Source organism: Prevotella sp. E9-3 (assembly GCF_022024015.1).
Taxonomy (GTDB): domain Bacteria; phylum Bacteroidota; class Bacteroidia; order Bacteroidales; family Bacteroidaceae; genus Prevotella.
Genome location: NZ_CP091786.1, coordinates 2361326 through 2384334, shown reverse-complemented (window position 1 = coordinate 2384334; position 23009 = coordinate 2361326). Strand labels below are relative to the sequence as shown.

The 23009-nt window shown below is 40.5% G+C and carries 23 protein-coding genes, 1 rRNA gene and 1 pseudogene; 23 read left to right on the top strand and 2 right to left on the bottom strand.

What is annotated here, in order from left to right:
- Positions 1-72: 72 nt before the first annotated feature.
- Positions 73-570, bottom strand: a complete 498-nt coding sequence (locus L6475_RS09145) for a thioredoxin family protein (protein ID WP_237819259.1) — start codon at positions 568-570, stop codon at positions 73-75.
- Positions 571-736: 166 nt separating this feature from the next.
- Between L6475_RS09145 and L6475_RS09140 the strand changes: the two genes are divergently transcribed.
- The 23 genes and pseudogenes from L6475_RS09140 to ftsZ all read left to right on the top strand — a co-directional run bounded on the left by L6475_RS09140 (position 737) and on the right by ftsZ (position 21349).
- A complete protein-coding gene (locus L6475_RS09140; protein WP_237819257.1) occupies positions 737-958 on the top strand; it encodes a hypothetical protein in 222 nt (73 codons plus the stop codon).
- A 119-nt stretch (positions 959-1077) separates the two neighbouring features.
- Entirely contained in the window at positions 1078-1329 is a 252-nt protein-coding gene (locus L6475_RS09135) for a DUF3791 domain-containing protein (protein WP_237819255.1), read from the top strand.
- Positions 1323-1837, top strand: a pseudogene (locus tag L6475_RS09130) (DUF3990 domain-containing protein). Before L6475_RS09135 ends, L6475_RS09130 begins: the two are co-directional and overlap by 7 nt.
- Positions 1834-2037 carry a DUF3791 domain-containing protein gene (locus tag L6475_RS09125; protein WP_237819251.1) on the top strand — a complete coding sequence of 68 codons (204 nt, stop codon included), beginning with the start codon at positions 1834-1836 and terminating at the stop codon, positions 2035-2037. The pseudogene L6475_RS09130 and the gene L6475_RS09125 overlap by 4 nt, the downstream one beginning before the upstream one ends.
- A 265-nt stretch (positions 2038-2302) precedes the next feature.
- Complete coding sequence (locus tag L6475_RS09120) at positions 2303-3106, top strand: ADP-ribosylglycohydrolase family protein (RefSeq protein WP_237819249.1); 804 nt, start codon at positions 2303-2305, stop codon at positions 3104-3106.
- Positions 3103-3906 carry an AarF/UbiB family protein gene (locus tag L6475_RS09115; RefSeq protein ID WP_237819246.1) on the top strand — a complete coding sequence of 268 codons (804 nt, stop codon included), beginning with the start codon at positions 3103-3105 and terminating at the stop codon, positions 3904-3906. The genes L6475_RS09120 and L6475_RS09115 overlap by 4 nt, the downstream gene beginning before the upstream one ends.
- A 250-nt stretch (positions 3907-4156) precedes the next feature.
- Entirely contained in the window at positions 4157-5449 is a 1293-nt protein-coding gene (locus tag L6475_RS09110) for a transposase (RefSeq protein WP_237818676.1), read from the top strand.
- Positions 5450-5744: 295 nt separating this feature from the next.
- Positions 5745-7052 carry a WG repeat-containing protein gene (locus L6475_RS09105; protein WP_237819244.1) on the top strand — a complete coding sequence of 436 codons (1308 nt, stop codon included), beginning with the start codon at positions 5745-5747 and terminating at the stop codon, positions 7050-7052.
- 5 nt (positions 7053-7057) lie between these two features.
- Entirely contained in the window at positions 7058-7690 is a 633-nt protein-coding gene (locus L6475_RS09100; protein WP_237819242.1) for an ADP-ribosyltransferase, read from the top strand.
- 1 nt (position 7691) lies between these two features.
- Positions 7692-7877 (top strand): hypothetical protein, encoded by a 186-nt coding sequence (locus tag L6475_RS09095; protein WP_237819240.1) that lies wholly within the window; start codon positions 7692-7694, stop codon positions 7875-7877.
- Between the two features lie 13 nt (positions 7878-7890).
- Positions 7891-8002 (top strand): 5S ribosomal RNA (gene rrf, locus L6475_RS09090).
- A 398-nt stretch (positions 8003-8400) separates the two neighbouring features.
- The gene (locus L6475_RS09085; RefSeq protein WP_237819238.1) at positions 8401-8619 is read left to right on the top strand and encodes a hypothetical protein; all 219 of its coding nucleotides are present in this window, start codon (positions 8401-8403) and stop codon (positions 8617-8619) included.
- Positions 8620-8637: 18 nt separating this feature from the next.
- Positions 8638-11772 carry a WG repeat-containing protein gene (locus L6475_RS09080; RefSeq protein WP_237819236.1) on the top strand — a complete coding sequence of 1045 codons (3135 nt, stop codon included), beginning with the start codon at positions 8638-8640 and terminating at the stop codon, positions 11770-11772.
- A 119-nt stretch (positions 11773-11891) separates the two neighbouring features.
- Complete coding sequence (locus L6475_RS09075) at positions 11892-12545, top strand: hypothetical protein (RefSeq protein WP_237819234.1); 654 nt, start codon at positions 11892-11894, stop codon at positions 12543-12545.
- Positions 12546-12557: 12 nt separating this feature from the next.
- The gene (locus L6475_RS09070; protein WP_237819232.1) at positions 12558-14018 is read left to right on the top strand and encodes a DUF4433 domain-containing protein; all 1461 of its coding nucleotides are present in this window, start codon (positions 12558-12560) and stop codon (positions 14016-14018) included.
- Entirely contained in the window at positions 14015-14797 is a 783-nt protein-coding gene (locus L6475_RS09065) for a hypothetical protein (RefSeq protein ID WP_237819230.1), read from the top strand. Before L6475_RS09070 ends, L6475_RS09065 begins: the two co-directional genes overlap by 4 nt.
- Positions 14798-14801: 4 nt before the next feature.
- Positions 14802-16064, top strand: a complete 1263-nt coding sequence (locus L6475_RS14590; protein WP_370641592.1) for a DUF1810 family protein — start codon at positions 14802-14804, stop codon at positions 16062-16064.
- A 223-nt stretch (positions 16065-16287) separates the two neighbouring features.
- Complete coding sequence (locus L6475_RS09055; RefSeq protein ID WP_237819228.1) at positions 16288-16716, top strand: hypothetical protein; 429 nt, start codon at positions 16288-16290, stop codon at positions 16714-16716.
- Between the two features lie 6 nt (positions 16717-16722).
- On the top strand, positions 16723-17715 hold the full coding sequence (locus L6475_RS09050; RefSeq protein ID WP_237819226.1) for a hypothetical protein: 993 nt from the start codon (positions 16723-16725) through the stop codon (positions 17713-17715).
- Between the two features lie 151 nt (positions 17716-17866).
- The gene (locus L6475_RS09045; RefSeq protein WP_237819224.1) at positions 17867-18304 is read left to right on the top strand and encodes a hypothetical protein; all 438 of its coding nucleotides are present in this window, start codon (positions 17867-17869) and stop codon (positions 18302-18304) included.
- 74 nt (positions 18305-18378) lie between these two features.
- Positions 18379-19356 (top strand): hypothetical protein, encoded by a 978-nt coding sequence (locus tag L6475_RS09040; RefSeq protein WP_237819222.1) that lies wholly within the window; start codon positions 18379-18381, stop codon positions 19354-19356.
- 123 nt (positions 19357-19479) lie between these two features.
- Positions 19480-20061, top strand: coding sequence for a hypothetical protein (locus tag L6475_RS09035; RefSeq protein WP_237819220.1), 582 nt, complete (start codon positions 19480-19482; stop codon positions 20059-20061).
- 4 nt (positions 20062-20065) lie between these two features.
- Positions 20066-21349 carry a cell division protein FtsZ gene (gene ftsZ / locus L6475_RS09030; protein ID WP_237819218.1) on the top strand — a complete coding sequence of 428 codons (1284 nt, stop codon included), beginning with the start codon at positions 20066-20068 and terminating at the stop codon, positions 21347-21349.
- Between the two features lie 170 nt (positions 21350-21519).
- On the opposite strand, the gene L6475_RS09025 is transcribed toward ftsZ, so the two are convergent.
- Positions 21520-22941, bottom strand: a complete 1422-nt coding sequence (locus L6475_RS09025; RefSeq protein WP_237819216.1) for a sulfatase-like hydrolase/transferase — start codon at positions 22939-22941, stop codon at positions 21520-21522.
- Positions 22942-23009: the final 68 nt, after the last annotated feature.

Sequence of the window (23009 nt, the reverse complement as noted above, 5' to 3'; positions counted from 1 at the left end):
TAATTATCGCAATTATAGCTATAATTTATTTCTGAGTTGTTTCTCTTGATTGATAATAGAATAACAATACTTCTATTGTTTAACTACTTTAGGAGTCCAATTGTTGAAGAAACGCAATACCTTTTCCTGATTGTAGCCTTTTCCTTCCTCAAGGAAGCTCGAGTCCTGAATGTGAAGCACCTTGCCATTCTCGTCCAGCACAACGAATACGGGGAATCCGAAACGACCGCAATTGTTCAAGCGCTTCATCAGTTCGGCAGCCTGTTGCTGTTGAGCCTCTCCTCCCGACTTCCTGGGATTGTAGTTCACATGGATATACTCAAAGTTGTCTTTTATGACTTGGCTGATGGTACTGTCGTTCGAAATAAAGTCGGCAAAGCGCAAGCACCAAGGGCACCAGTTGCCTCCCACTTGGCAGACAACAAACTTCCCTTCGGCTTTCGCCTTGCTAATAGCCTGGTCCATCTGCTCGATGGGGTTGATGCTCTCATTATATACTTTCTTCAGTCCCTGTGCCTCAGTAGTCAGCACAGCGAAGAACATAGATAGTGCAAGAATAACTTTTCTCATACGTTTATTATTATTTCGGCCTGCAAAGTTATATAAGAGAGTTGGAACACGCAAAATATTCCAGTTGTTTTTTGTGAAAAGAGTAGTACCTAAGCAAGCTATAGAGAAAGACCTGTCGGTAACTTTTAAGTGATTCTACAGATTTGCTCAACCCACATTGTACAAGATGACGCTTATAAAGGCACTTCCGTCGAATATATCTTTCGATATGAAAGCCTATGAGAAGCAATATCTTGATGATATTTTGGAAAATGGAATGCCACGTTATAGCCAGGCAGCGAAGGAGCAAGCAAAAAGTTCAATCAATGCCATGCTGGAGATGATTCATCAGAAGGATTATTTCACTATAGCCAAGGATGTAAATTCCTGGATGGAGAGGCGAACCTAAGAAAATTACCCTGCCTCGCGACTTGGTGGTATGGTAATAAAAACTTCATGAATGATTTGGATTATTCGAGATTTCTTCCTAATTTTGCCACCAAAAGAGTAAACAAATATTAAGGTGTTATGGAGAATATTCAGACAGATACCTACCGAAAGATACATTTTGCGGTAATGGCTATTGAAGCTAGTGCACGGAAGGCTAATCTTTCCGGAAAGGAGATGCACGACCGTCTGAAACGTCAAAACCTAATCCATAAACGCCTGTTCCGCCACTATGAGCAATTACATACTCAAAGCCTCGATTGGGTAGTTGACGATACCATTGAAACGTTGCATAATTGGGAACATGAAGAAAAGGAGGATGGAGTATGTTGACGTTGTACCATGGTTCACAGGTATCTGTTCCTCAGCCAAATGCGAAGGCAGGAAGAAAGAACTTGGACTTCGGTCCTGGTTTCTACCTTACTAAAATAAAAAACAGGCAGAAGATTGGGCTGTCGTGATGGCTGGTCGAAAGGGACGAAATGCAGAGGCTGTGTTAAACACCTTTCAGTTTAATGTAACTCAGGCTGTAATTGATGGCATTCGCATAAAGTCGTTTCCTACTTATGATTTAGAGTGGTTAAACTATGTTGTTGCTTGTCGTCGAGGTAAAGATTATTCCAGCGAATATGACATTGTTGAAGGAGGCGTTGCCAATGACAATGTAATTGACACTGTTGAAGACTACGAAAAGGGAATTATTACCGCAGAGCAAGCTTTGGGACAACTCAAATATAAGAAAGTAAATCATCAGCTTTGCATTCTTAATCAGGATGTAATTGACAAATATCTGACGTTTACTGAAAGCACGGTTTTAGAATTTGAGGAGGATGAACCATGAGAGATGCAGTACTTTGGAGAAAACAGAGCCATATCATCATGATGCTTGCCGAAGCGCTCAAGGTTGATGCCGAGCAAGCATTAGACCTTTTCTATTCCACTAAAACCTATCAGCAATTGTCTGACCCCAAATACGGTTTGCAACTCATGAGCGATCAATATATTGTTGACAATGTCTTAATGGAATTTAGGCAAAAGTGAGGACAGACGTGAGAGGGACGGTGAAAAAACTGTTGTCCATCTGGCGTGATATTTCACCGAATGCTTACGATGAACATTGATGAGATATCAATGTTTCAAAATCCTTTTTTTTCTGTAAGCAGCAATGTTTTCTGCTTTTATGATGTCTTCGTTTGAAAAGCAAGAATAAGGCGTTCACAAGGCTTGTGGAAAAGATTCTTTTCTATGTTTTGCTTGTATATTTGATTATTGTTGTATATTTGCAATGACAATAACTAGAAGACTTATGAAGAATTACCTGATCAGTGAGGCTATAGGCGATATTGCTGGGAGTGCATACGAGGGTAGGGCACACCGCATTAAAGATTATGACAAAGTGAAGTTGTTCAGTTCAAGAGCACACTTCACAGATGACACCGTGCTTACCTTTGCTTGTGCAGAAGCCTTTATCGATCATCTCGATATGACAATGAACCTTTGGAAATGTGCAAACGAACACCGCCATGCTGGTTTTGGTAGTAAGTTCAAACTTTGGATGGCTAGTCATACTCCTAAGCCGTATCGCAGTCTTGGTAATGGTTCCGCTATGCGATGCTCTTCAGCTGGATGGTTAGCACAGACGGAAGAAGAGTGCATTCGTATGGCACATGAAACAGCTGCACCAACGCATAATCACCCAGAAGGTTTCAAAGGCGCAGAAGTCACGGCCCTTACAATTTTCCATCTAAAGAATGGTAAAGATAAGGAATTTATTCGTGAGCAAATCCTTGATAAATACTATCCGGATTGGTCGAACAAGAATTACGCAGATTTCCATGACTCCTATACCTTTAATTCCACATGTGCTGGCTCTGTTGGCCCTGCCATTATCTGTTTCCTGGAGTCAAAAGACTATGTTGACTGTATCAAACTTGCCATTTCACTTGGTGGTGATGCAGATACACTTGCTGCTATTGCTGGACCGATGGCATATGCATATTATAAAAAGATGCCAGATGCTCTTGTTTATCAAGCGTTGAAAAAACTTCCTGACTGGATGGTTGAGGTAAGTGAGCGGTTTGATGATATGGTAAATAAAATAGCAAGATGAACTATCCATTATTATCAGAATATATAGAAGCCATAAAATCGGCAGAAGATAACTTTGAGAAACTTAGTTATCTGAGACCGATTTTAGGTAATGACGGCCTTCCTGTTATGACAGGTGGAAATTTTGCACAGGTATTCAAAATGAAGGATGTGCGAAATGGGAAACTCTATGCAATAAAATGCTTTACGAAAGAACAGGAAGGGAGAACGGAGGCTTACCATCAGATCGCTGATGCTCTGAAGGATGTGGATTCACCTTATTTCGCATCTATCCGTTTTCTGGAGAAAGAGTTGTTCGTAGATACAGAGCAGACATCGGAGACGGAGTTCTCTGTATTGTTAATGGATTGGGTAGAAGGCAAGACTCTCGATAAGTATCTTCGCGAGAACCTGAATGACAAATATGCTTTGGAGATGCTGGCATATCGTTTCAGCCAGTTGGCTCAATGGCTTATTCCTCAGCCCTTTGCTCATGGCGACTTGAAGCCTGATAATATTTTAGTCCGTGAGGATGGAACTCTTGTGTTGGTTGATTATGATGGAATGTATGTGCCAGCGATGAAAGGACAGAAAGCTCGTGAACTTGGCTCTTCCGATTTCCGTCATCCATTAAGGACGGAGAATGATTTCGATGAGCATATTGATGACTTCCCGTTGATGGTGATACTCTTGTCATTGAAGGCTGTCTCTGTCAATCCCTTCTTATTAGAAGAATACGGTGCTAAAGATAGATTGTTGTTTTCTTCTAATGATTACTATAATATAACTAAAGTTTCCCACTTGCATATAAATCGTACTTAAGGCCTTAAAACACAAGGAAAAAAGAAGGAATGTCCAAAAGTTTTTGTATCTTTGTAGTGCAAATAAATCATTGATACATAAACAATTAAACATTCCTTATATGTTTGCAAAATTAAACAAAATCGGTGAGTTGACCAAGATATTGAGTGTTAAAAGTGAGACTAGTGACGCAATAATGCACTTCATGAGGTGTTTTGGCATAGGCAGAATCCTCTCCAAACACTCTTTGGACAAAATGCGCGGGCGAGATATGGCAGAGCAGATTCTGGCCATGATGGTTTTCCGTATTCTTGGTGAGACAATAGGCTCCTTGTCACTAACAAAGTTCCATGGTGTTCTTGAGGTCGGCAAAAATTGCTTCTACCGTCTGTTGGCTCGTTCGGAAATGAACTGGCAGATTCTGCAGCTATCTATGGCACGGCGTTTTCAAAGCATAGTACGCAAAGAAAATGCAGAGGAGACCGAAGCGCCAAAATGCTATATTGTTGATGACACAACTGTGACCAAAACCGGGCTACACTTCGAGGGGCTTAGTCGAGTGTTTGACCATGTCCTTGGCAAGTGTGTACTCGGTTACAAGCTGCTCCTGCTCGCGTTCTTCGATGGACGCAGTACATATACAGTAGACTTATCTATGCATCGGGAAGCAGGAAAGAAAGAAGACTTCAGCCTCTCAAAGAAAGAACGTTCCATGCAGTTCCACAAAGAGCGTAGCGAAAGCAATCCTGACTATGAGCGTTTTAAGGAACTGGATGCCAAGAAGAATGACAACGTAGCCAAAATGATAGAGAGGGCTTATAAGTTTGGCATTTGTGCTGCTTATGCACTGATGGACACGTGGTTTGTGAAGCCTCCATTGGTTTGCGCTATAAGGAAGATAGCAGGTGGAGCGATACATGTCGTAGGCCGTCTTGCCATGGGAAAGGACAAGTATGCAGTCGGCTCACGCAGATACAATGTTCATGAGCTTATATCCTTGCACGAGCGTGAGGCTGTTGTGTGCCGCAAGTATAAGTGCATGTATTTCGAGCAACGGGTGATGATGGGGGATACATGTGTGAAGATATTCTTCATCAGAGTCGGACGGAATAAGAATTGGGACGCTATTGTCACGACGGACACCCACATGAAGTTTGTGGAAGCCTTTGAGATATACCAAATACGCTGGAATATAGAAGTGCTGATAAAGGAGTGCCGGCAATATCTTGGACTTGGCTCATACCAGGGTACAGATTTCGACGAGCAAATTGCCGACTGCACGCTCTGTCTTATGACGCACATGGTGCTGACATTGGGCCAGCGGTTCAACCAGTATGAAGCACTTGGAGAGTTGTTCCGTGAGACAAGACGAGAATTGTTTGAGCTCACTCAATGGCGCCGTACACTGGAGATCATCAAGAATCTGCTTAACGTGTTGGCAGTAAAACTCTGCATCAATGTGGCTGATACCATGGAGAATTTGATGGAAGGTACACAGACTGTTGATGAGCTTGAAGCAATCCTACTTGCTTTGTCACCATTAGATGCTGTAGCAGACTATTGATATAGAGCATTAACTTACGTTTGCAAAATGTTAATGAATTGTTTATCTGTAAATTACAAGATACAATCATTTGAAAAAGCCTATAAAATGGCAAGTGGGAAACTTTAGTAATATAAAAGAATGTGGATTCTTACGGAGACAGATTCCAAGTGGTAATAAAGTTCTTGACAGATATGCTTATCTCTTTAGTGCTGTTTGTTACGACGAGCAATTACCCTCCCTATTGTACGATCTTATTCAAACAGATAGACCATTACTATTGGTGCCCTATAGAATTAGTAATAATTGTTATTCTTTGTATGACAAGGTTAACCAGAAACTTTTGTCTTTACAGAATAAGTACATTGATTTTGTAGATTCCTCATTGAAAACCAGTACTTCATGTATTATAAGTAACGAATACGGTTCATGGGGGATGTTTGGATACAAGAATGCGGCAATTGTCTCACAGCCTCGTGATGTATTAGACCTTCATTGGTACAAACAATTATTGAGCATCGGAAAATCAAGAACACATATAATAGCAAAGGACTCGTTTGATAGGTATGGAATTATAGATGATCATAACAACATTCTATTGAATTTTGTCTATCAAGAGATAAAGCCTCTTGAAGTAGGAGAAGAAGTATATATAATATGCAAAGAAGGGAAGTATTATGGAATTCTCAATAAAGAACTGAAGGTTATTGTTCCATGCTTTTTATTGGAGTTGGAAGATTATTCTAGGCTCAAATTAATTACATACAAGAATGAACAAGGCTCTTCTTTTGCAATGGATTTGACTACCTTAAATGAATGTAAATTACCCGATAATTTTAATAGGATAGATGATTATAAAGAAGGAATTCTCACTTTTGAAATAGCTGAGGAACAATATAGGTTCTTCAATCTTGAGAAGAAATGCTACATTAATTCTTATATATATCAAAAGGTCTCCGAAGATGAAGAGATAATTATAAATAAGTCCTTTGTTCTATGTAGAAGAAATAACACAAACATATTAGTGTCAATAGACGGAACGGAATATCCCATAAAGTTTGAAGGCAATCTTAGTCAATATGGTGAAACTGTGATAGGTGTGACTCCAATTGAAGAGAAATACATAGGGCAATATGGATTTGAATGTACACGGACTAATTATGATGTATCAGTTTTCAGGAAAAACATTCTGTTGTCCAAATTTACCCACAAAGAGAGTTCTGTTTATCATGAAACATTTGATTTGGTTAGTGAGGATGTAATTTGGGTATGGCATTGGGGGAAATACGGGAAATTTGGAACGCGGATTAATTTGAAAGGGGAACATGTTTCTAGTCTTAAAACAGAGGTTAGCGCAATAAGTAAGAAAACTACAGAAGAGAATACTCGACTAATTAAAATAGTCAAGGAAAAATTTTTAAATTCAATTTATATTGCTAATTTTGACAGTTTTATAGAAGACGAGTGGAATTCTTTCAATATTCAGGTATTAGGAAGTCTTGCCTTCGTTAGCTATAACTGGAATGCAGGTGACGATGAAGGGCATTGTGGGACTGTTGTAATCGGTTATGCGGATGAAAACATGTGTTATTGGGCAAAGGATTGTATGATTAATCAAATCTGACAAATATGACAGTAGAAGAATTATTGAAGATAGAGAAGCAATATAAAGAAAGTCATAAGATTGTCCATCTTGTACCTAATCAAGTTGGTGAATCAATTCCTGATAATATGGATGAGGATATTAGGTTCTTGAACGATGGCTATATTGCAAAACATTATAATCCAAACGGGAATACTACGTCTGCTTTGAAGAAGCAAGGATTAGATGATTTTGAGGTATTAATGCTAAAATGTTTCTTAGGAGGGGTTTCTCATGCATTTAAATGGGACTCATATGACAATCGTAATAGTCCTATTCCTGAAATGTGTAATGGCCTAGATAGTGTTTTGGATAAAAGTCCTGTTTATGACGAAGGGAATGTGTTATATCGCTTCTGTACAATAGATGACAAGTCTGATTTCAAAGAAGGTGATATTTACCACGTTCCTCATTATATGACAACTACCAAAGATAATTGGAAATACAAAACTAATGTATATATTATAACTCCCAAAGAGAAAGGGACCAATGCCTGTTCTATACACAAATTAATAAATCATGGTGGTGAGAATCAGGTAACATTCAAAAGAGGAACTGATTTTCGAATAACGAAAATAAAAGAAGGAAAGAGAAAAATCATATATATGGAGGAGATTTGAAATGGAAAAGCGTATTATAGTTACTGCTGAAGTAAATGGAATCATTTACAAAAGCGAAGTTGGTCAAATCATCAAGGGTGAAGAAACTGAACAAATTGCTTCATGCAAAAGGCATATAATAAGTATGCTAAATGAAGATGAACTTACAGATGTTCACCCAGAATACAAAATTGAGAAGTATGAATGAAACAGATAATCCGCACGGTGGTTATATCGAGGACAATAACCTCTTCCCATTCCGAACAGAGAAGTTAAATTCCTCAGAGCCAATGGTACTGCATTGTAATGTGGGAGAGTAGGTCGCTGCCAAAGGCGTCTGCAAAGTGCTTGTGTGGACGAAAAATGGTACAGGCACACCATTGTATAATAAAACAAGATTATTATGTTATTCAACATCAATTTGACTGTTTAGATTGTAGTTGGTAATACAAAGCCAAGTCAATCTGACAATGCAGAAATGCGAGGTCTGACGGAGTACGAGAAAGAGTCTATACTGATTAGCAAGCTACAACTTGCAGAGTCACGTAAATAGACAATTATCGGTATTGCAACTTTAATAGCAACAGTTGCATTCGGGGTATTCGCCTTACTCTGATGACTAGCTTTGGGGCAGAGCCCTCAATACTCTGCCCTTTCAAAAGAAAAAATAAGTAAATCAAGATTATAGAGCAATGATTGACGAAAGATAAATATTAAAACATAACGCAGAGATGGCTGTGCATGCAAATGGTGCGGCCCTGTTTATGAGTTCACTTATTGGTGGGCAATATGTAACGAAAGAACAAGCTCGTGAAGCAATGGACTTCCTTCTTGCTTCGACGAAATGGAATATAGGAAGTTATCCTAACGCGACTCGGCAGGAAAAGGATATCGAGATACGTCGCAAAGAGTTTTTGATGAATATGCTTAAGCAACAAATGGGACTTTAAGAAAAGACATTCTCGTTTATGAAAGAATTAAGGCTTTATATATTCAGATTGTTTTTCATTGTGTGTTCCACATTAATGATGGTATCATGCAATGAGAAGAAGCAATTTGATGGATACTTGTATCCAATTCGGGAGAATGGATTATATGGATATATAGATTCTGTAGGCAATAGAATTATTGAACCAGAATTCCTGTGGGTGTCAACATTCCATAATGGGTTAGCGATGGCTGTTGTTGACACCCTGTATCGTGTTGTTCCAGATTCAATGGCTTATGAGGTCGGAGAAAGAGATACAATATTAAATGTGTATCGAATGTATACCAAGTATGGGTATATTGACAAGTCTGGGAATTTTGTTATAGAGCCCAAGTTCGTTAGTTATGTCAACATGCCTGATATTGGGTTTGTTGTAAAAGACATGGACGCTTGCAGTAATGCACTTTATCGACATTCTTTTCATAATAAACGTGCTATGTTCTGCGATACGGCGACTTGGAAGAATGGATATATTGACACGAAAGGCGATATTGTAATAAAGCCTAAATATTATTATTCTGAACCATTTAGCCAAGGAAAGGCTGTTGTAAGGGATAATGTTGGCGAACGGTTATATTTAAAAGAATGGTGTGTCACCGCGAGTAAACTTCGTTGTGCATATATCGATACAATAGGTAATGCTATAACGGATTTTAAATTTGAAAAATTATCAACATTTAATGGAAGATGTGGCATTGGCTCTTATAAAGAGGTTTTTAAGACTTCATCTGATGATAATGGCAGTTTTACTGAGCATAATTATATTATTGATAAAGAAGGTAACCTTGGTAAAGATTTAGGGTTTTGGGACGAGTTTTATGGGTTTAGCCGAGATGGAATCAGTGTTACCAGGCAGGTTATGCGTCTTCAAGTTTATGATGGAATGCAAGAATCTTATAGTTTCATAGATGAAAAAGGGAACTATTTAAAGCCATTAAAAGGACTATCTGATTATCAATTAGATTCATTAGGAAGGTGCGATGACATCATGCAAGTACTCCCCGAAGATGCAGATATAGTTGATGCTACCTATTTCAGCAATGGTTTTGCTGGAATCTCGCCTGATGGTGAACATTGGTTTGTAATAGACAAACACCTTCTCATCCATGGATATGGAAAAGAATCCATCTTTGATGGTTTCCGTGCATTCAACAATGGATTGGCTGCCGTAAAGAAGAACGGAAAATGGGGGTTCATCAATAGAAAAATCAAAGAACAGATACCATGTAAGTATGACTCATGCGGTGCCGTATATCCATATTTAGAGGAAGTCTTTGAATATAATATTCAAGGGGATATAAAGAAGAAAGCTTACATCAACAGGAATGACAGCCTTGTATGGGAAAGTCCTATTTATAAATCTGAAAAGATAGATAATCGCTATTCGAAAACGGATAGTAAAGATTGGGGAAAATGGACATACGAATATAATCCTATCAAAAAGTATCTTATATACTTGATTATTGGAGCAGTTGTTGCTTTGATAGTCACTATCGCTGTTTCATGGAGATTTGCATCCAACAGGTCTTCAAAAGTTGAAAATCCTGATGTTTTGACTTTGCAAAAGGGACCAGTGAGTGATGAAGCGGCTGATGGTGTCCTAAGCAATACTAATGAAAATGAATCAAATGAGATTCTGTCATGGCCAACGGTTGGACAATATGCTGAGGTTATCAAGGCATCTACAAAATCGCCTGATGAATATTTTGACAAGTTAAAGCATCTGCGCCCAGTACTTGATAGTAATGGTGAGCCAATAATGAGTAGTGGAAACTTTGCTGTTGTCTTTAAAATGAAAGACGAGTATGGAAAACAATATGCAGTAAGGTGCTTCCACAGGGCACAACAAGAAAGGGAAAAGAATTATAAATTGATATGTGATGAATTAGCAAAGGTATCTTCGCCTTATTTGTCACCTATAAGATATTGTGACAAGGAACTATTTGTCGAGTCTGACGAATATCCCGTTCTTCTTATGGATTGGGTAGATGGTATGACCCTAGATAAGTATATTCGCAAGATAATAGATGACAAAAAGACCTTGCGCCAATTGGCAGATAATTTTAGAAAACTTGCCATATGGTTATTAAATCAGCCATTTGCACATGGTGACTTAAAACCAGACAATATACTTGTAAAAGATGATGGTTCACTCGTCTTGGTAGATTACGATGGAATGTTTGTACCAGCTATGCAAGGCCAAAGAGCAAGAGAGATTGGCAGTCCTGATTTTAGGAATCCGTCAAGGACAGAGGATGATTTCAACAAAGACATTGATAGCTTCCCAATTGTGTCTATCTTATTGTCACTGGAATTGCTGGTTGAAAACAAGGATTATTTGTCTCAGTATGGTGCAGAGGACAGACTATTGTTCTCAGAGGAAGATTATAGAAATATTGATAAGAGTATGTTATATAAGAGAGCTTATTCTACATGCAATGAAGATGTTTCTGAATTAGCATTGATGCTCAAGTCTCAACTTCACTGTAACTGCGATAAGAATCTCATATCATTTCTACAAGAAAAAGAAAAAAGAGATAGGAACAAAAAAGCGAATGAGAGGATAGAAAATAGGATTAATGCTACAATTGTTATCTATAATCTCCTAGTTCCTCTTTCCGTATTTTTTTATTCACGTTTTGAACGAGAGAATAATTGGAATCTTATGGGTGTTTCTATTGTTGTCCTTATCTCTGCAATTTTATTATTTTTGATAATTGCTATTTTTGACATTTTTCGTCCATATAAAAAGCATCACCTCTATGTAGATGAAGACTATACAAGTTGGGGATGTATATTTACTCTTTTCGATTTTCTGATACCAATGAGAGGACTTATGTCTTCATATTATGAAGGACCTTGGTATTATACCTTACTTATAATTGCAATTTGGATATGTTTTTTTAATATAGTAGGTGCGATTATAAGTGGTGCTTTTGAATTACGAAATAAAATCTTTATGACTTCAAGTGAAAAGAATATTCAACAGGAAGAAAGAGAGAAAGAAATTATTCGAAGTGAAATACGAAAAGAAGATGAACGACGAGAAAAAGAATTAAAAGAAATGAAAGAAAAACAAAGGAGGTATAGCAATTTTGATGACTTGCCTTTCTGATGTATAGAACACCATAATAAAGAGATTATAAACATAATTTACATATGGTCAAGAATAACAATCTGAAGAACAAAAGATATTTTGAGTAATGATAATTTGCCATTTAGATAGAATGTAATATGATTATAATAGAATCTAAACGAAAAAAAACTGCTACGATATTAAAGAAATATCCGGATGCAATACTGGCAGATGTAACAAGCAGTGCCAAGGATGGATTGGTTAAACTGAGTCCTTTCTATCCTCATGGTGGTATTCCTGTTCCATTTAGTGAAGGCTTTACAGCCACTTGTGTAGAAGCTATATGGCAAGGGCTAAAGGTGTTTGAAAGTTGCGATGTCGATACTGAGATGTTCAAGAATGATACCATGAGGAATATCAAGCGAACAGTTCGACGTTTTGGAAAGCCTCTTGGTCATCGGAAAGGAGTTCATGGAACAGAACTGCTAGGATATATTGAAGCAAGAAAACAAATTTATATTCCCACCTACAAGTGGGTGTTAGAAAACAAGGTCGCAAGTATAATTGAACGGCTGAGGAATGCGAGCAATGATGGAAAGACTATCGTCCTTCTTGATTACGACACCAATGCTGATGTGGAGAATGCAAAGAAACCATTGTCACATGCCTCGTTGATAAAGGCTTATGTGGAAGGTGTCTATCCATATGGTGAAAAGAAACCTGCTTGTGAAGAGGAGATATCCACACCAATAAAAAAGAAAAAGTCCACGAAAAAAGGCAATAATAAGCAACTGGATTTGTTTAATGATTAAAAGATGACGACTATGGATAAGAAGAGTAATTGGCAAGAGTTCAAGGTGGTGATGGATGAGCACAGAATAACCAAACTGTATCACTTCACAGACAGAGATAACCTAGAATCAATTATTAAGAATGGTGGATTGTATTCTTGGATGGATTGTGACCGGAAAGGTATCAAGATTAACAAGCCTGGTGGCAGTCTCGAATCGAGACAATTGGATAGCAGTAGAAAACTTGAGGATTATGTGAGAGTTAGTTTCACGACACAGCATCCAATGATGTATGTTGCCATGAGAGACGGAAGAATATCTAATCCTGTTATTTTAGAAATAGATCCAGAGATTATATACTGGAAGGATACATGCTATTCAAATATGAATGCCACCATTCATAGAATAAGACCAAATATAGGCGGCTCTTTGTCTGATTTTAAACAGATACATTTCCAATCCGTAAAGGTGCATAAGCATTTTGACCTACCAGAAGAAGAGCAACCTTATTTCCAAGCAGAGATATTAGTGAAGAACTTCATTCCATTGGAGTACATCAAGAACATTGGAAACTTCGGAATACCCATTCCTTCAAAACCGAAGGCTCTGCAAATCAAGAATCCATATACTGCTCAGATTACAAGAAATACACCTACGGCATTTATCTTTATGATAGACCAGTCTATTTCTATGAGTAGAAAATTAAACTATCATGGTGAGTTTATTACTCTTGCCGATGCTGTTGCTAGAATTGTTAACAATCAGATCAACGAACTTGTTCTTCGCTGTATTAAGACTACCGAAGTGCGACATTATTACGATATTGCAGTTATTGGATATGGTGATGATGCAAGTTATGCATGGAAGGGCAAATTAGCAGGAAGAGATTTCGTATCTCCAGAAGAATTGAAGAACAACCCGTTTAAGAAGATAACAGTCAAAGAGGAAAAAAGGACTCGAAAGGGAGTAGAATTAAAAGAGATTGAAAAGGTGCAATGGATTGATCCCGTTGCTGCGGGCAAATATACGAGAGGGGATAAGGCTTTCATGATGGCAAAGAATTTATTGGATAGGTGGATGAAGGAGCACCATGATAAAGATTGTTATCCACCTACGATTATCAATATTACAGATGGAGCAATGAACGGAATCGTGAATCCTAGAGAGGTAAACACGCAATTGGCCAATGAATTGAAGGCATTATACACTAACGATGGGAATGTGCTCCTATGGAATATTCATATTACGCCAGACAGTAAGGAGCAATTGGTCTTCCCCATTAGCAAAACAGAACTTAATAACGACAAATACTCTGAGTGGATGTTTGATATGTCGAGTCTGCTCCCATCAAGATACAATGTGCCCATAGGTGATTTGCGTGGAGACGCTGAGAATACTCGACACGTTGCAATGGCCACAAATACAGATATGTCGACGTTGATACAGTTAATGGATATTGGTACACCAACAACAAATATAAGTCAGAATCAATGAGAGCAATATCATTAGCAAAGTTTGAAGAGGACATCGTCAATGAGGATGCAGCAATTGCAACAGAAAGTGTAATAGCAGTATCTGATGGCGCTGGCGGTGGAGGCGTTTTTGCAGAACGCTGGTCTCAATATTTGGTGAATCACTTGCCAGATAATCCCATCAAGGATTACAAGGCATTTGACAAATGGATTGATGGAATATGGGAACCATTCTACAACGATTGTGAGGAAGAAGCTAAGAAGATTGGTGGCCTATTCCTGAATAAGTTCTATGATGAAGGTTCGTTCGCTACTTTGGTGGCAGTCTGGAAAAATGGTATTTGGATTAGTTATGGGGATAGTGTAGCATTCTGCTATAATCGTAAGACTAAGAATCTACAACATTCATTCACGCAACTTGTAGATTTCAACAATCCTCCGTATCTGATTAATTGTAAAGATACGTTGGACGAAAAAGGATTCAGGACAGGAAAGTTCATTGTTGATGATGATTGTATGGTGTTTGCTGCCAGTGATACTTTGGCTCATTATATTCTAATGATGTATAAAGTATCGCATAGGGATTTGAATAACGAAGAAATTATAGGAGCGATAGATGCTCAAACGAAAAATAGCAATTTCCTAAAGTCCGCTATTAGAAAAAGGAAGATAAACTTTGAAAAGGATGTGATACAGAAACTGGAGAATTGCAAATATCCCAAACAATTGAAATTACATATTGAAAGTCTGAAAAGATGGGGATTTATAGGTCACGACGATTATTCACTTGTAATCATGTAAAGATATGGAAGGAAAAGATTATATGGGATTTACTCCTGACTATATAGACAGTCTGTTGCCAAATCAAATTTTCGTGTTTGGCAGCAACTCGCTTGGTTATCATACAGGTGGCGCATCAGGTACTGCAAGGAAGAAGTTTGGTGCTGTCTGGGGACTGCCAGAGGGATTGCAAGGACAAAGCTATGCCATTCCTGTCGATTTTGGCAAAGGTGTAAGGAAGGACAATGAGGTGAAGGAATCTGTAAGTAGGTTCTTGACATTCACAAAAGAACACCCAGAACTCTTTTTCTTTGTAACTCGAATAGGGTGCGGTATGGGTGGATATAGAGATGAGGAGATGGCTCAGTTTTTCAAAGGGGCTTTGGAATTGAAAAACATCTGTCTTCCAAAGAGTTTTGTTGATGCACTCGGCAATGGAAAGATTGAATATGACCTGGAACGATTTGTTGAAGCACAAAATATGGTTTATGACATAGCGCTTCAAGAAATAAAGAATGGTCATAAACGTGGTCATTGGATATGGTTTGTTTTCCCGCAAATAAAAGGCTTAGGGCATAGCTATAACTCCGAGTACTACGGAATTAGTGGGACAATAGAGGCCAAAGCCTATTTAGATCACCCAATATTAGGAGCAAGACTCAGAGAAATATCTCAGGCTTTGCTCGATTGTGGCAACCCTTCTGCAGATGACATCCTGGGATTCCCTGATGTATTGAAAGTTAGGTCATGTATGACATTATTTGATATGGTATCACCCAATGACATCTTCAAGCAGATATTGGATAAATATTATGATGGCAAACCATGTGACAAAACTATGTGGCGTTTAGGAACACGCGAAGAGAAGTCGAAAAATGCCATTAAGCTAAGTAGACTGACTATAGCCAAAGATGGTACCATTCTTCTTGCTGACTACCAGAAAGAGGTAAAAATGGAACCCATTGTCAAGGCTGTTTATTTGCTTTTCTTGAAACATCCGGAGGGTATTGCGTTCAAGTATCTACCAGACTACAGGAAAGAACTGACAGACTTGTATCAGAAGATAAAGCCATTTGGTTTGACTGAAAGAGCAATTAGAAGCATTGAGGATGTGACGAACCCACTCCTCAATTCCATCAATGAGAAGTGCTCACGTATCAGGGCTGCTTTTTTATCAGAAGTGGACTTTTCTTTGTTGGAACAGTATATTGTAACCGGAAAGGGAGGTGAACCAAAGAAAATCTCCCTGCCTCGCGACTTGGTGGTTTGGGAGAAGGGAGATGTTTGATGGATGATGTAAGATGGAAGAGGTCTGATGGATGATGGAAGAAGTAAGATGTAAGATTTTAATGTGTCCAATCTTCAAGCTTTATTCCCTCTATACGGCTAAAGTGCTTGGTGTTATGGGTGACTACTGTCAAATCAAAATTCACAAGGCTTGTGGAGCATAATTGTTTGGCTAAAGAGATGCAAGTTCGTATCTTTGCGCTGATTTATAATTTTGTAAGATTATGACAGACTACGAGTACATTGTTCAACAAGTGAAGAAGGCTCATTATTCGGAATGGGATGATGAGGTGTTAAGGAAATGTGTAGATATGTTGCCTGGGCTGACCAGAGAGCAGCAGCTGAGTATCTATCGGAGCAAGTGGGTGGCGCATGAGAAGACGATGAAGGATGCTATCTTCAACCTGCTGTTCAAGGAACGGATAGGGGAGAGGGACAGAAAAATTAAGGCGATGAGTGTGGAGGAACTCATTGAGAATCTGAAGGATGAAAATGGCTATGGGAAGTTTATCGTCCTTGAGATGAAGGAGCGTTTCGACGCTCTGGATGATAGCGACAAGAAGAAGATTATCGAGACCTTGTCTGCTACGACTAAGGCGAACCAGCGGTGGGCTGAGGGGAAAAGGAAAAAGATGAATGGCGAGAAAAAGTAGTTGACGATGGAAGAGGTAAAACCGAGACGTAACACACCGATTGCTCAGCTGATAAAGAACTATCGGAACAAGAAGAGTGGTAAGGTTTCTGCTGCGCGGAATGAGATACAATGGCGATTCAGCGCATTGGACTGGAGGCATCAGAAACAGATATTGCCTGACTTCTTGTGCTCGGGCAAGGGGGATAGGAATTGGGCCAGCAGGCAGATGTTTACGCACTGGGACGATTCGTTTATCCCTGTCGTTAGGGATGTCTGGGAGCAATACCATGAGATCCCTTTGTCTTGGGTCGTTATCCGTTATCTGCCGATAGAATATATAAAGGCCAATATGGATGTACTGAGTGCAGGAAGGAACTACTTCTTTATCTGCAAGAGACTGATTAATGATAGCGAGTTCCGTGTAGACAAAGAGCGTTTGTATGAGTCGGACTATCTTAGTTGGCTCATACTGAAGAAATACGACATATCGCCATTTGTGGCTTGGGAATTATTCTTCACTCAACTGAGAAAGATATGCCTGGGTGAGTATAAGACACATATCAGTGATTTGACCTTTTACTCAGAGCGTGGAACAACTCTGATTTCTATTTTCAATTGCTCGATTGTAAAATCTATATTACGGACTATTGAACATGATTTGCACATGTTCGAAATCTATAAGCAGTTGAATGAATGGATTGATAGGGTTTCAAAGGCTGTGATGAAGTCTCGCGAATGGTTTCTGATAAAGAATTATGACTTGCCATATATGATTCCTGAAAAAATGGGACTTATACTGATGAGAAAATACTGCTATGAGCATCTGGAAGTGTCGTTTAGGATAAAGGGAGTATCCGTTGATACGCGGCAATTGGATGAATTGTTGGAAAAGCTGGAGGTAATAGACTCTTTAGGAAGAACCAAGGATGAGCTGGAAGAAAAAGGGATGTTTACCCCTTCTCTTATAAATCTAATTCATAGTTTTGATTTAGTGAAGACAGATGAATGTCCATTTTAAATTTATCTGAGATATGACGTGGCATGTTTTAGGAATTCTAGCGTTTGTTGTAATATACAACATCTGGCGCTACTACCATGAGGATGATAACTATGCAGATTGTCCAGTGGATACAACGACATCAAGCACCAATCAAGTATGTGAAAAGGCTATGGAAGAGAAAATTAGCACAAGGCAACTGGCCCTGAAGGCGATTGAGAATATTGGTAGCGAACCCCAATATAATGAGGAGGGGCGTATTCAGTTTGAGTATCAGGGAGTGATATTTCTGATGGAAACTGCCAACGACTGTGATTTTGTTAATCTGATATGGCCTTGGTGCTATAGCTTCTCCAAGTTCGATATTGACGAGTTCGCAAGGGTTCGTCAGGTTATAAATGGTATCAATGCGTATGGCATCGTATCTGTGTTTTATGGTAATACAGATTCTGACGATGTGGCTGTACATATCAAGAAGAACTTCTTGTTTATTGAGCAGATTCCTAACATCGAGGACTATCTGCGGATGATGCTTGAGAACTTCTTTATAACTGTAAGGAAGTTGGAGTTGGAAATAGAGAAAATAAAAATGCAGGAGTGTGAGAGGTAATTCGAGTCTTTGCGCTGAAAACAGATAATGACATGATATGTAATTCTAAGAAACGAAATACTCCCATCGCAACGTTGATTAAGAACTATGTCAACAAAAGGAGTGGGAAAGTTGCTGAGTCACGAGAAGAGATTCAGAGGCGATTTGACTATCTGGACTGGAAAGACCAGAAGAAAATCATCTTAGCCTTTTTAGACTCAGGAAAGAAAGATAGACAATGGGCGTATTCAAAGACACTTGATTATTGGGATAAGTCATTTGAACCTAAGATACGAGATCTGTGGGAGAGTCTTCACGAAGGAAAATGTTCATGGACGGTCATACGTTATTTCCCTGTCGAATACCTTTCTGAGAATATCGAGAAGTTTACTGAGGAAAGGGATTACTATTTTGTTTGCCTAAGACTGGCAAAGAATATGGCATTTGAAATTGATAAGAGTAAACTGTCAAATACAGATTATCTGGCAGTGCTTTATCATACAGGAAGAAGTATTGAGAAAATGGAGGCAGAGAGGCTATTATATGAAACCGTCCATAGTGTCTGTCTGGATTGTGGCCATTATTTTTCTCTTGACGAATATGCGAATGTTAGTAAAGGCTCCATTATCAGTCCTGTTAGTTTCAAAGAGGTGAGCCTGGCACTTTATTATATAAAGAAACTGGGGTTCTCGTCATTAGCATCGAAATTTGAGCAGTGGGACAAAACGGTAATGGAATCAGTGTTTGGAAGTCCAGAGTTTAAGGCTATACCGTTTCGTGAAATAGAAGAGGTTTCGTATATTCATCAGATGATAAATATCGCTAGGAAATATGCCTATCTGGCTCTCGATGCAAAATACAAGAAACCGTCAGATCCTTCGATTGAGGAGATGATTAAGCCAAAGGAATGGTACTATTCTGCAAATGAGCCCAAAGAAAAGGTCGAAGATACTCCTAAAGATGTCTTTGATCCGTATGTTTTGTTAGGAATGTTGGAAAACAACCCTTCAATTGGCAAGTTAATCAACAGTTTTGAGCTTGGAACAGATGAATATGCACTGCCATTTTTATGATTGTGACACCAAAATTCTCATGTAAGACCAACAAAACCAAGAACTGGCTTTGTATTCCGCAAGGCTTGCGAGGATTTTTGTATATAGATTATCTTTTGTACCTTTGTTGCCGAAATGGATTTGATGGCACGTGAACAGCAGACAATAGAGAAGGTGGCGCTGGAGGTGAAACGACTGACGGAGCAACTGGTGGCGGCAGGGAGAAAGGACTTGCTGCTGAAGGCTATTGGGGTGCAGCTGGTGGAGGAGCTGCGCATCGAGGCTGCCCGAGGACGACTGTCAAGACTGGTTATTACGGCCGACTACCGATTTATTCTGTCTGACTATAATAACACCGAGGTGGAACTGCAACCGGTGCACAAGGCGGTGTATCTGCTGTTTTTGAGACATCCAGAGGGGATTGAATTTAAGCGCCTGAGGGATTATAAGCAGGAACTGATGGAACTGTATGCTAAGACAGCCCGGTGGATGGACCGTGAGAAGATAGAGGACAGCGTAGAGAAACTGGTAGATCCACTGGATAATGCCATCAACGAGAAGTGTTCGAGAATCAAGAAGGTGTTCTTGGACTTGATGGACGAGTATCGCGCGAGCTATTATATTATCAGTGGACATACGCAGAAACATATTGGTGGACGCGTGTGGTATGAGCGGTTGAAGGTTATCACGCTGCCAAGGGAACTAATCATCATAGAAGGGAAATAAGGATATGGACGAGCTGTTGGACTTCGGACTTGTAGAGGACAAGATGCAGGGCATCATCAAGGTTGTGGGCGTTGGTGGTGGCGGCTGCAATGCCGTGAACAATATGTTTAAGGATCGAGTAGAGGGTGTGACGTATGCAGTATGTAACACCGACAGTCAGTCATTGTCGCGCTTGCCGGTGCCGGTGAAGATTCAGCTGGGCGAAGGACTTGGGGCGGGCGGTAATCCTGAAAAGGGGCGCTTTGAGGCAGAGAATACTATCGATAGCATCAGACGGCTGTTTGACGATGGGACGAAGATGGTTTTTGTGACTGCATGTATGGGTGGCGGTACTGGTACCGGTGCGGCTCCTGTGGTGGCAAGTGTGGCCAAGGAAATGGGACTGCTGACTATTGGCGTGGTGACCATTCCGTTTAACTTTGAGAAGAAAAAGAAGATTATCAAAGCACTGAAGGGCGTGGACGAACTACGCAAGAATGTCGATGCTCTGCTGATAGTGAACAACGAACGGCTCTGCGACGTCTATGCTAATGCCGACATCCCCCTGAAAGAAGCGTTCTTCAGGGCAGACAATATCCTGATGGATGCAGTGAAGGGCATTTCGGAACTGATTACCATGCCCAGTGATGGAGGTATCAAGAGTGACTTCCGCGATGTGGAGACAACGATGCGCAATGGCGGTGGTGCCATCATGGCAATGGGAAGAGCTAGTGGTGAACACCGTGTGGAACGGGCTATACTCGATGCACTGGATTCGCCCTTGCTCTATGGCAACGATATCGGCAAAGCTAAGCGAATTCTCTTTAATATCTACTCGAGCGACGAATATCCCATATATGTTCGTGAACTGCAGGAAATTGATGATTTCTTCGACCAATTGGATCCAAACATCGACGTGATTTGGGGTACCGCAACCGACAACTCACTGGGCGAGGATGCCAAGGTGACCATTCTGGCAACGGGGATGGAGGATAACCTGAAAGTTGAGGTAGCGTCGAATGTGCATAATAATGAGGATGACTACTACGAGGAACTGATTCCGAAACTATATAAGCCGGCAAAAAATACGCTCACAATGGCTCAGGCCATCGTACAGACGGAGATAGACTTTGACGTGAAGCCTGCACCTGCACCAGAACCTGCCAAAACAGAGCCAGAGCCTGTCATGGTTAAATCAGAGCCTGCTATGGATGAACCGGCAATAGAAGCCAACGAGTCTCATGAGCCCACATCCATAAACAAACTGAAGAATTGGCTGAACAACATGATGATGAGCGTAACGGAGTGAGCAATCATGGAGGGGGACTTCGCATAGTAAACGCCATCACCGATTCGCTGAATGAGTGATGGCGTTTACTATGTCTCGGCAATGAAAATAAAATGGTATTGACGCTCACGGACGTACCGTTCGCATCCCCCATCTTTTTCCCGTTGACCTGAGCGGTGACAAACTGGTGGTCAGAACTGAGTAGGATAGAGGGGTGACGGATGGTGCATGCGGCGCATGATGAGGTCGAACTCCTTGACCTTCTCGGGAAGGGAATCGGCCAGGTTGTGCTGCTCGTAAGGGTCATCGGAGATATGATAGAGTTCGAGCGGAGCCTCTCTCTTTACCGTGACACACTTCCATGGCCCATAGCGGAGAGCGCGCTGCTTGCCAGGAAATTCCCAATAGAGATAACGATGACTGGTGTCGATGTTTTTTCCAAAGAAAAGGGGCGAAACATCGACACCATCTGTATTGGAGGGTACAGCATCGGAAGAGCCTGCGAGGCGGGCCAACGTGGGCATGAAGTCGGGGAAATAGACAAGGTCGTGGACCTGACGAACGGGTACACGGTCGGGTTGGTTGACAATGAGAGGTACACGGATACCTCCTTCGTATAGCTGCCCCTTGCGACCTTTCAGTCCGGCCCCGCAGTTGAGTTCTTTTAGTGGAGCCATCACGGCGGCGCCATTGTCGGAAGCAAAGATGATGAGGGTGTTCTTTCGCAGGTTTAAGTTGTCGAGGGTACCCAAGAGACGGCCTATGTTATAGTCCATGTGGGTGACAAGAGCGGCATAGCGCTTAGTGTTCATAGACCATTCACCATGCTCATCGTACCAAGAGGTGTCGTCAATGGTATAAGGCTCGTGAGGCGCGTCGTAGGCAAGGAATAGGAAGAAGGGGTTCTCTTTGTTGCGATGAATGAAAGCAATGGCATCGTCGGTGGAGATTTCGGTGTTGTGGCGTACGTGGGCATCGTTGGCATTCTCGTGAATGTTTATAAGACTGTCGCCACAGAAACGATAGTAAGGATAGTAGTATGGAGCGTTGGAATGAACGGTGGCAATGGTCCATCCGTAGAACTCGTCGAAACCGCGATGGTTGGGGGCTGCCTGTGGATCGTAACCGTCAAGGTGCCACTTGTTGACAAGGCAGGTGCGATAGCCGGCAGCACGCATAACGGTACCTAAGGTAACGTCTTCGGGCAAAAGGTTGGCCCGGCGTACAATGGTTGTATCGCCCTTAGGACTGATTTTCAATCCGGTAAGGCCGCCTGCATAGCACTGATTGTCGCGAATGCGACTCTTGCCTGTATTCATTCCTGTCATCAAGGCACAACGTGAGGGCGAACTGATGCCGCTTCCGGCATAAGCCTGCGTGAAAGTGGTACCCGTTTGAGCCAGACGGTCGATATTGGGCGTTTGGATATACTGATTGCCATAGCAAGCCAAATCGCCATAGCCCATATCATCGGCCAGGATGAAAATGATGTTAGGACGTTCGGGTGTGGCCTGAGCAGTAGCATCCTGGGCGGTTGCTATATGGCCAGCCAAAAGACTGCCAGCAGTAAGCAGCAGTCGGCAATGGTTGAAAGAATATGTGCTTTCGTTCATGTAAGAAGTTAGGTAGTTAGTAGTTGCAAAAGTAATAAATAATAGGTGTAACACAAAATAAATGAAGT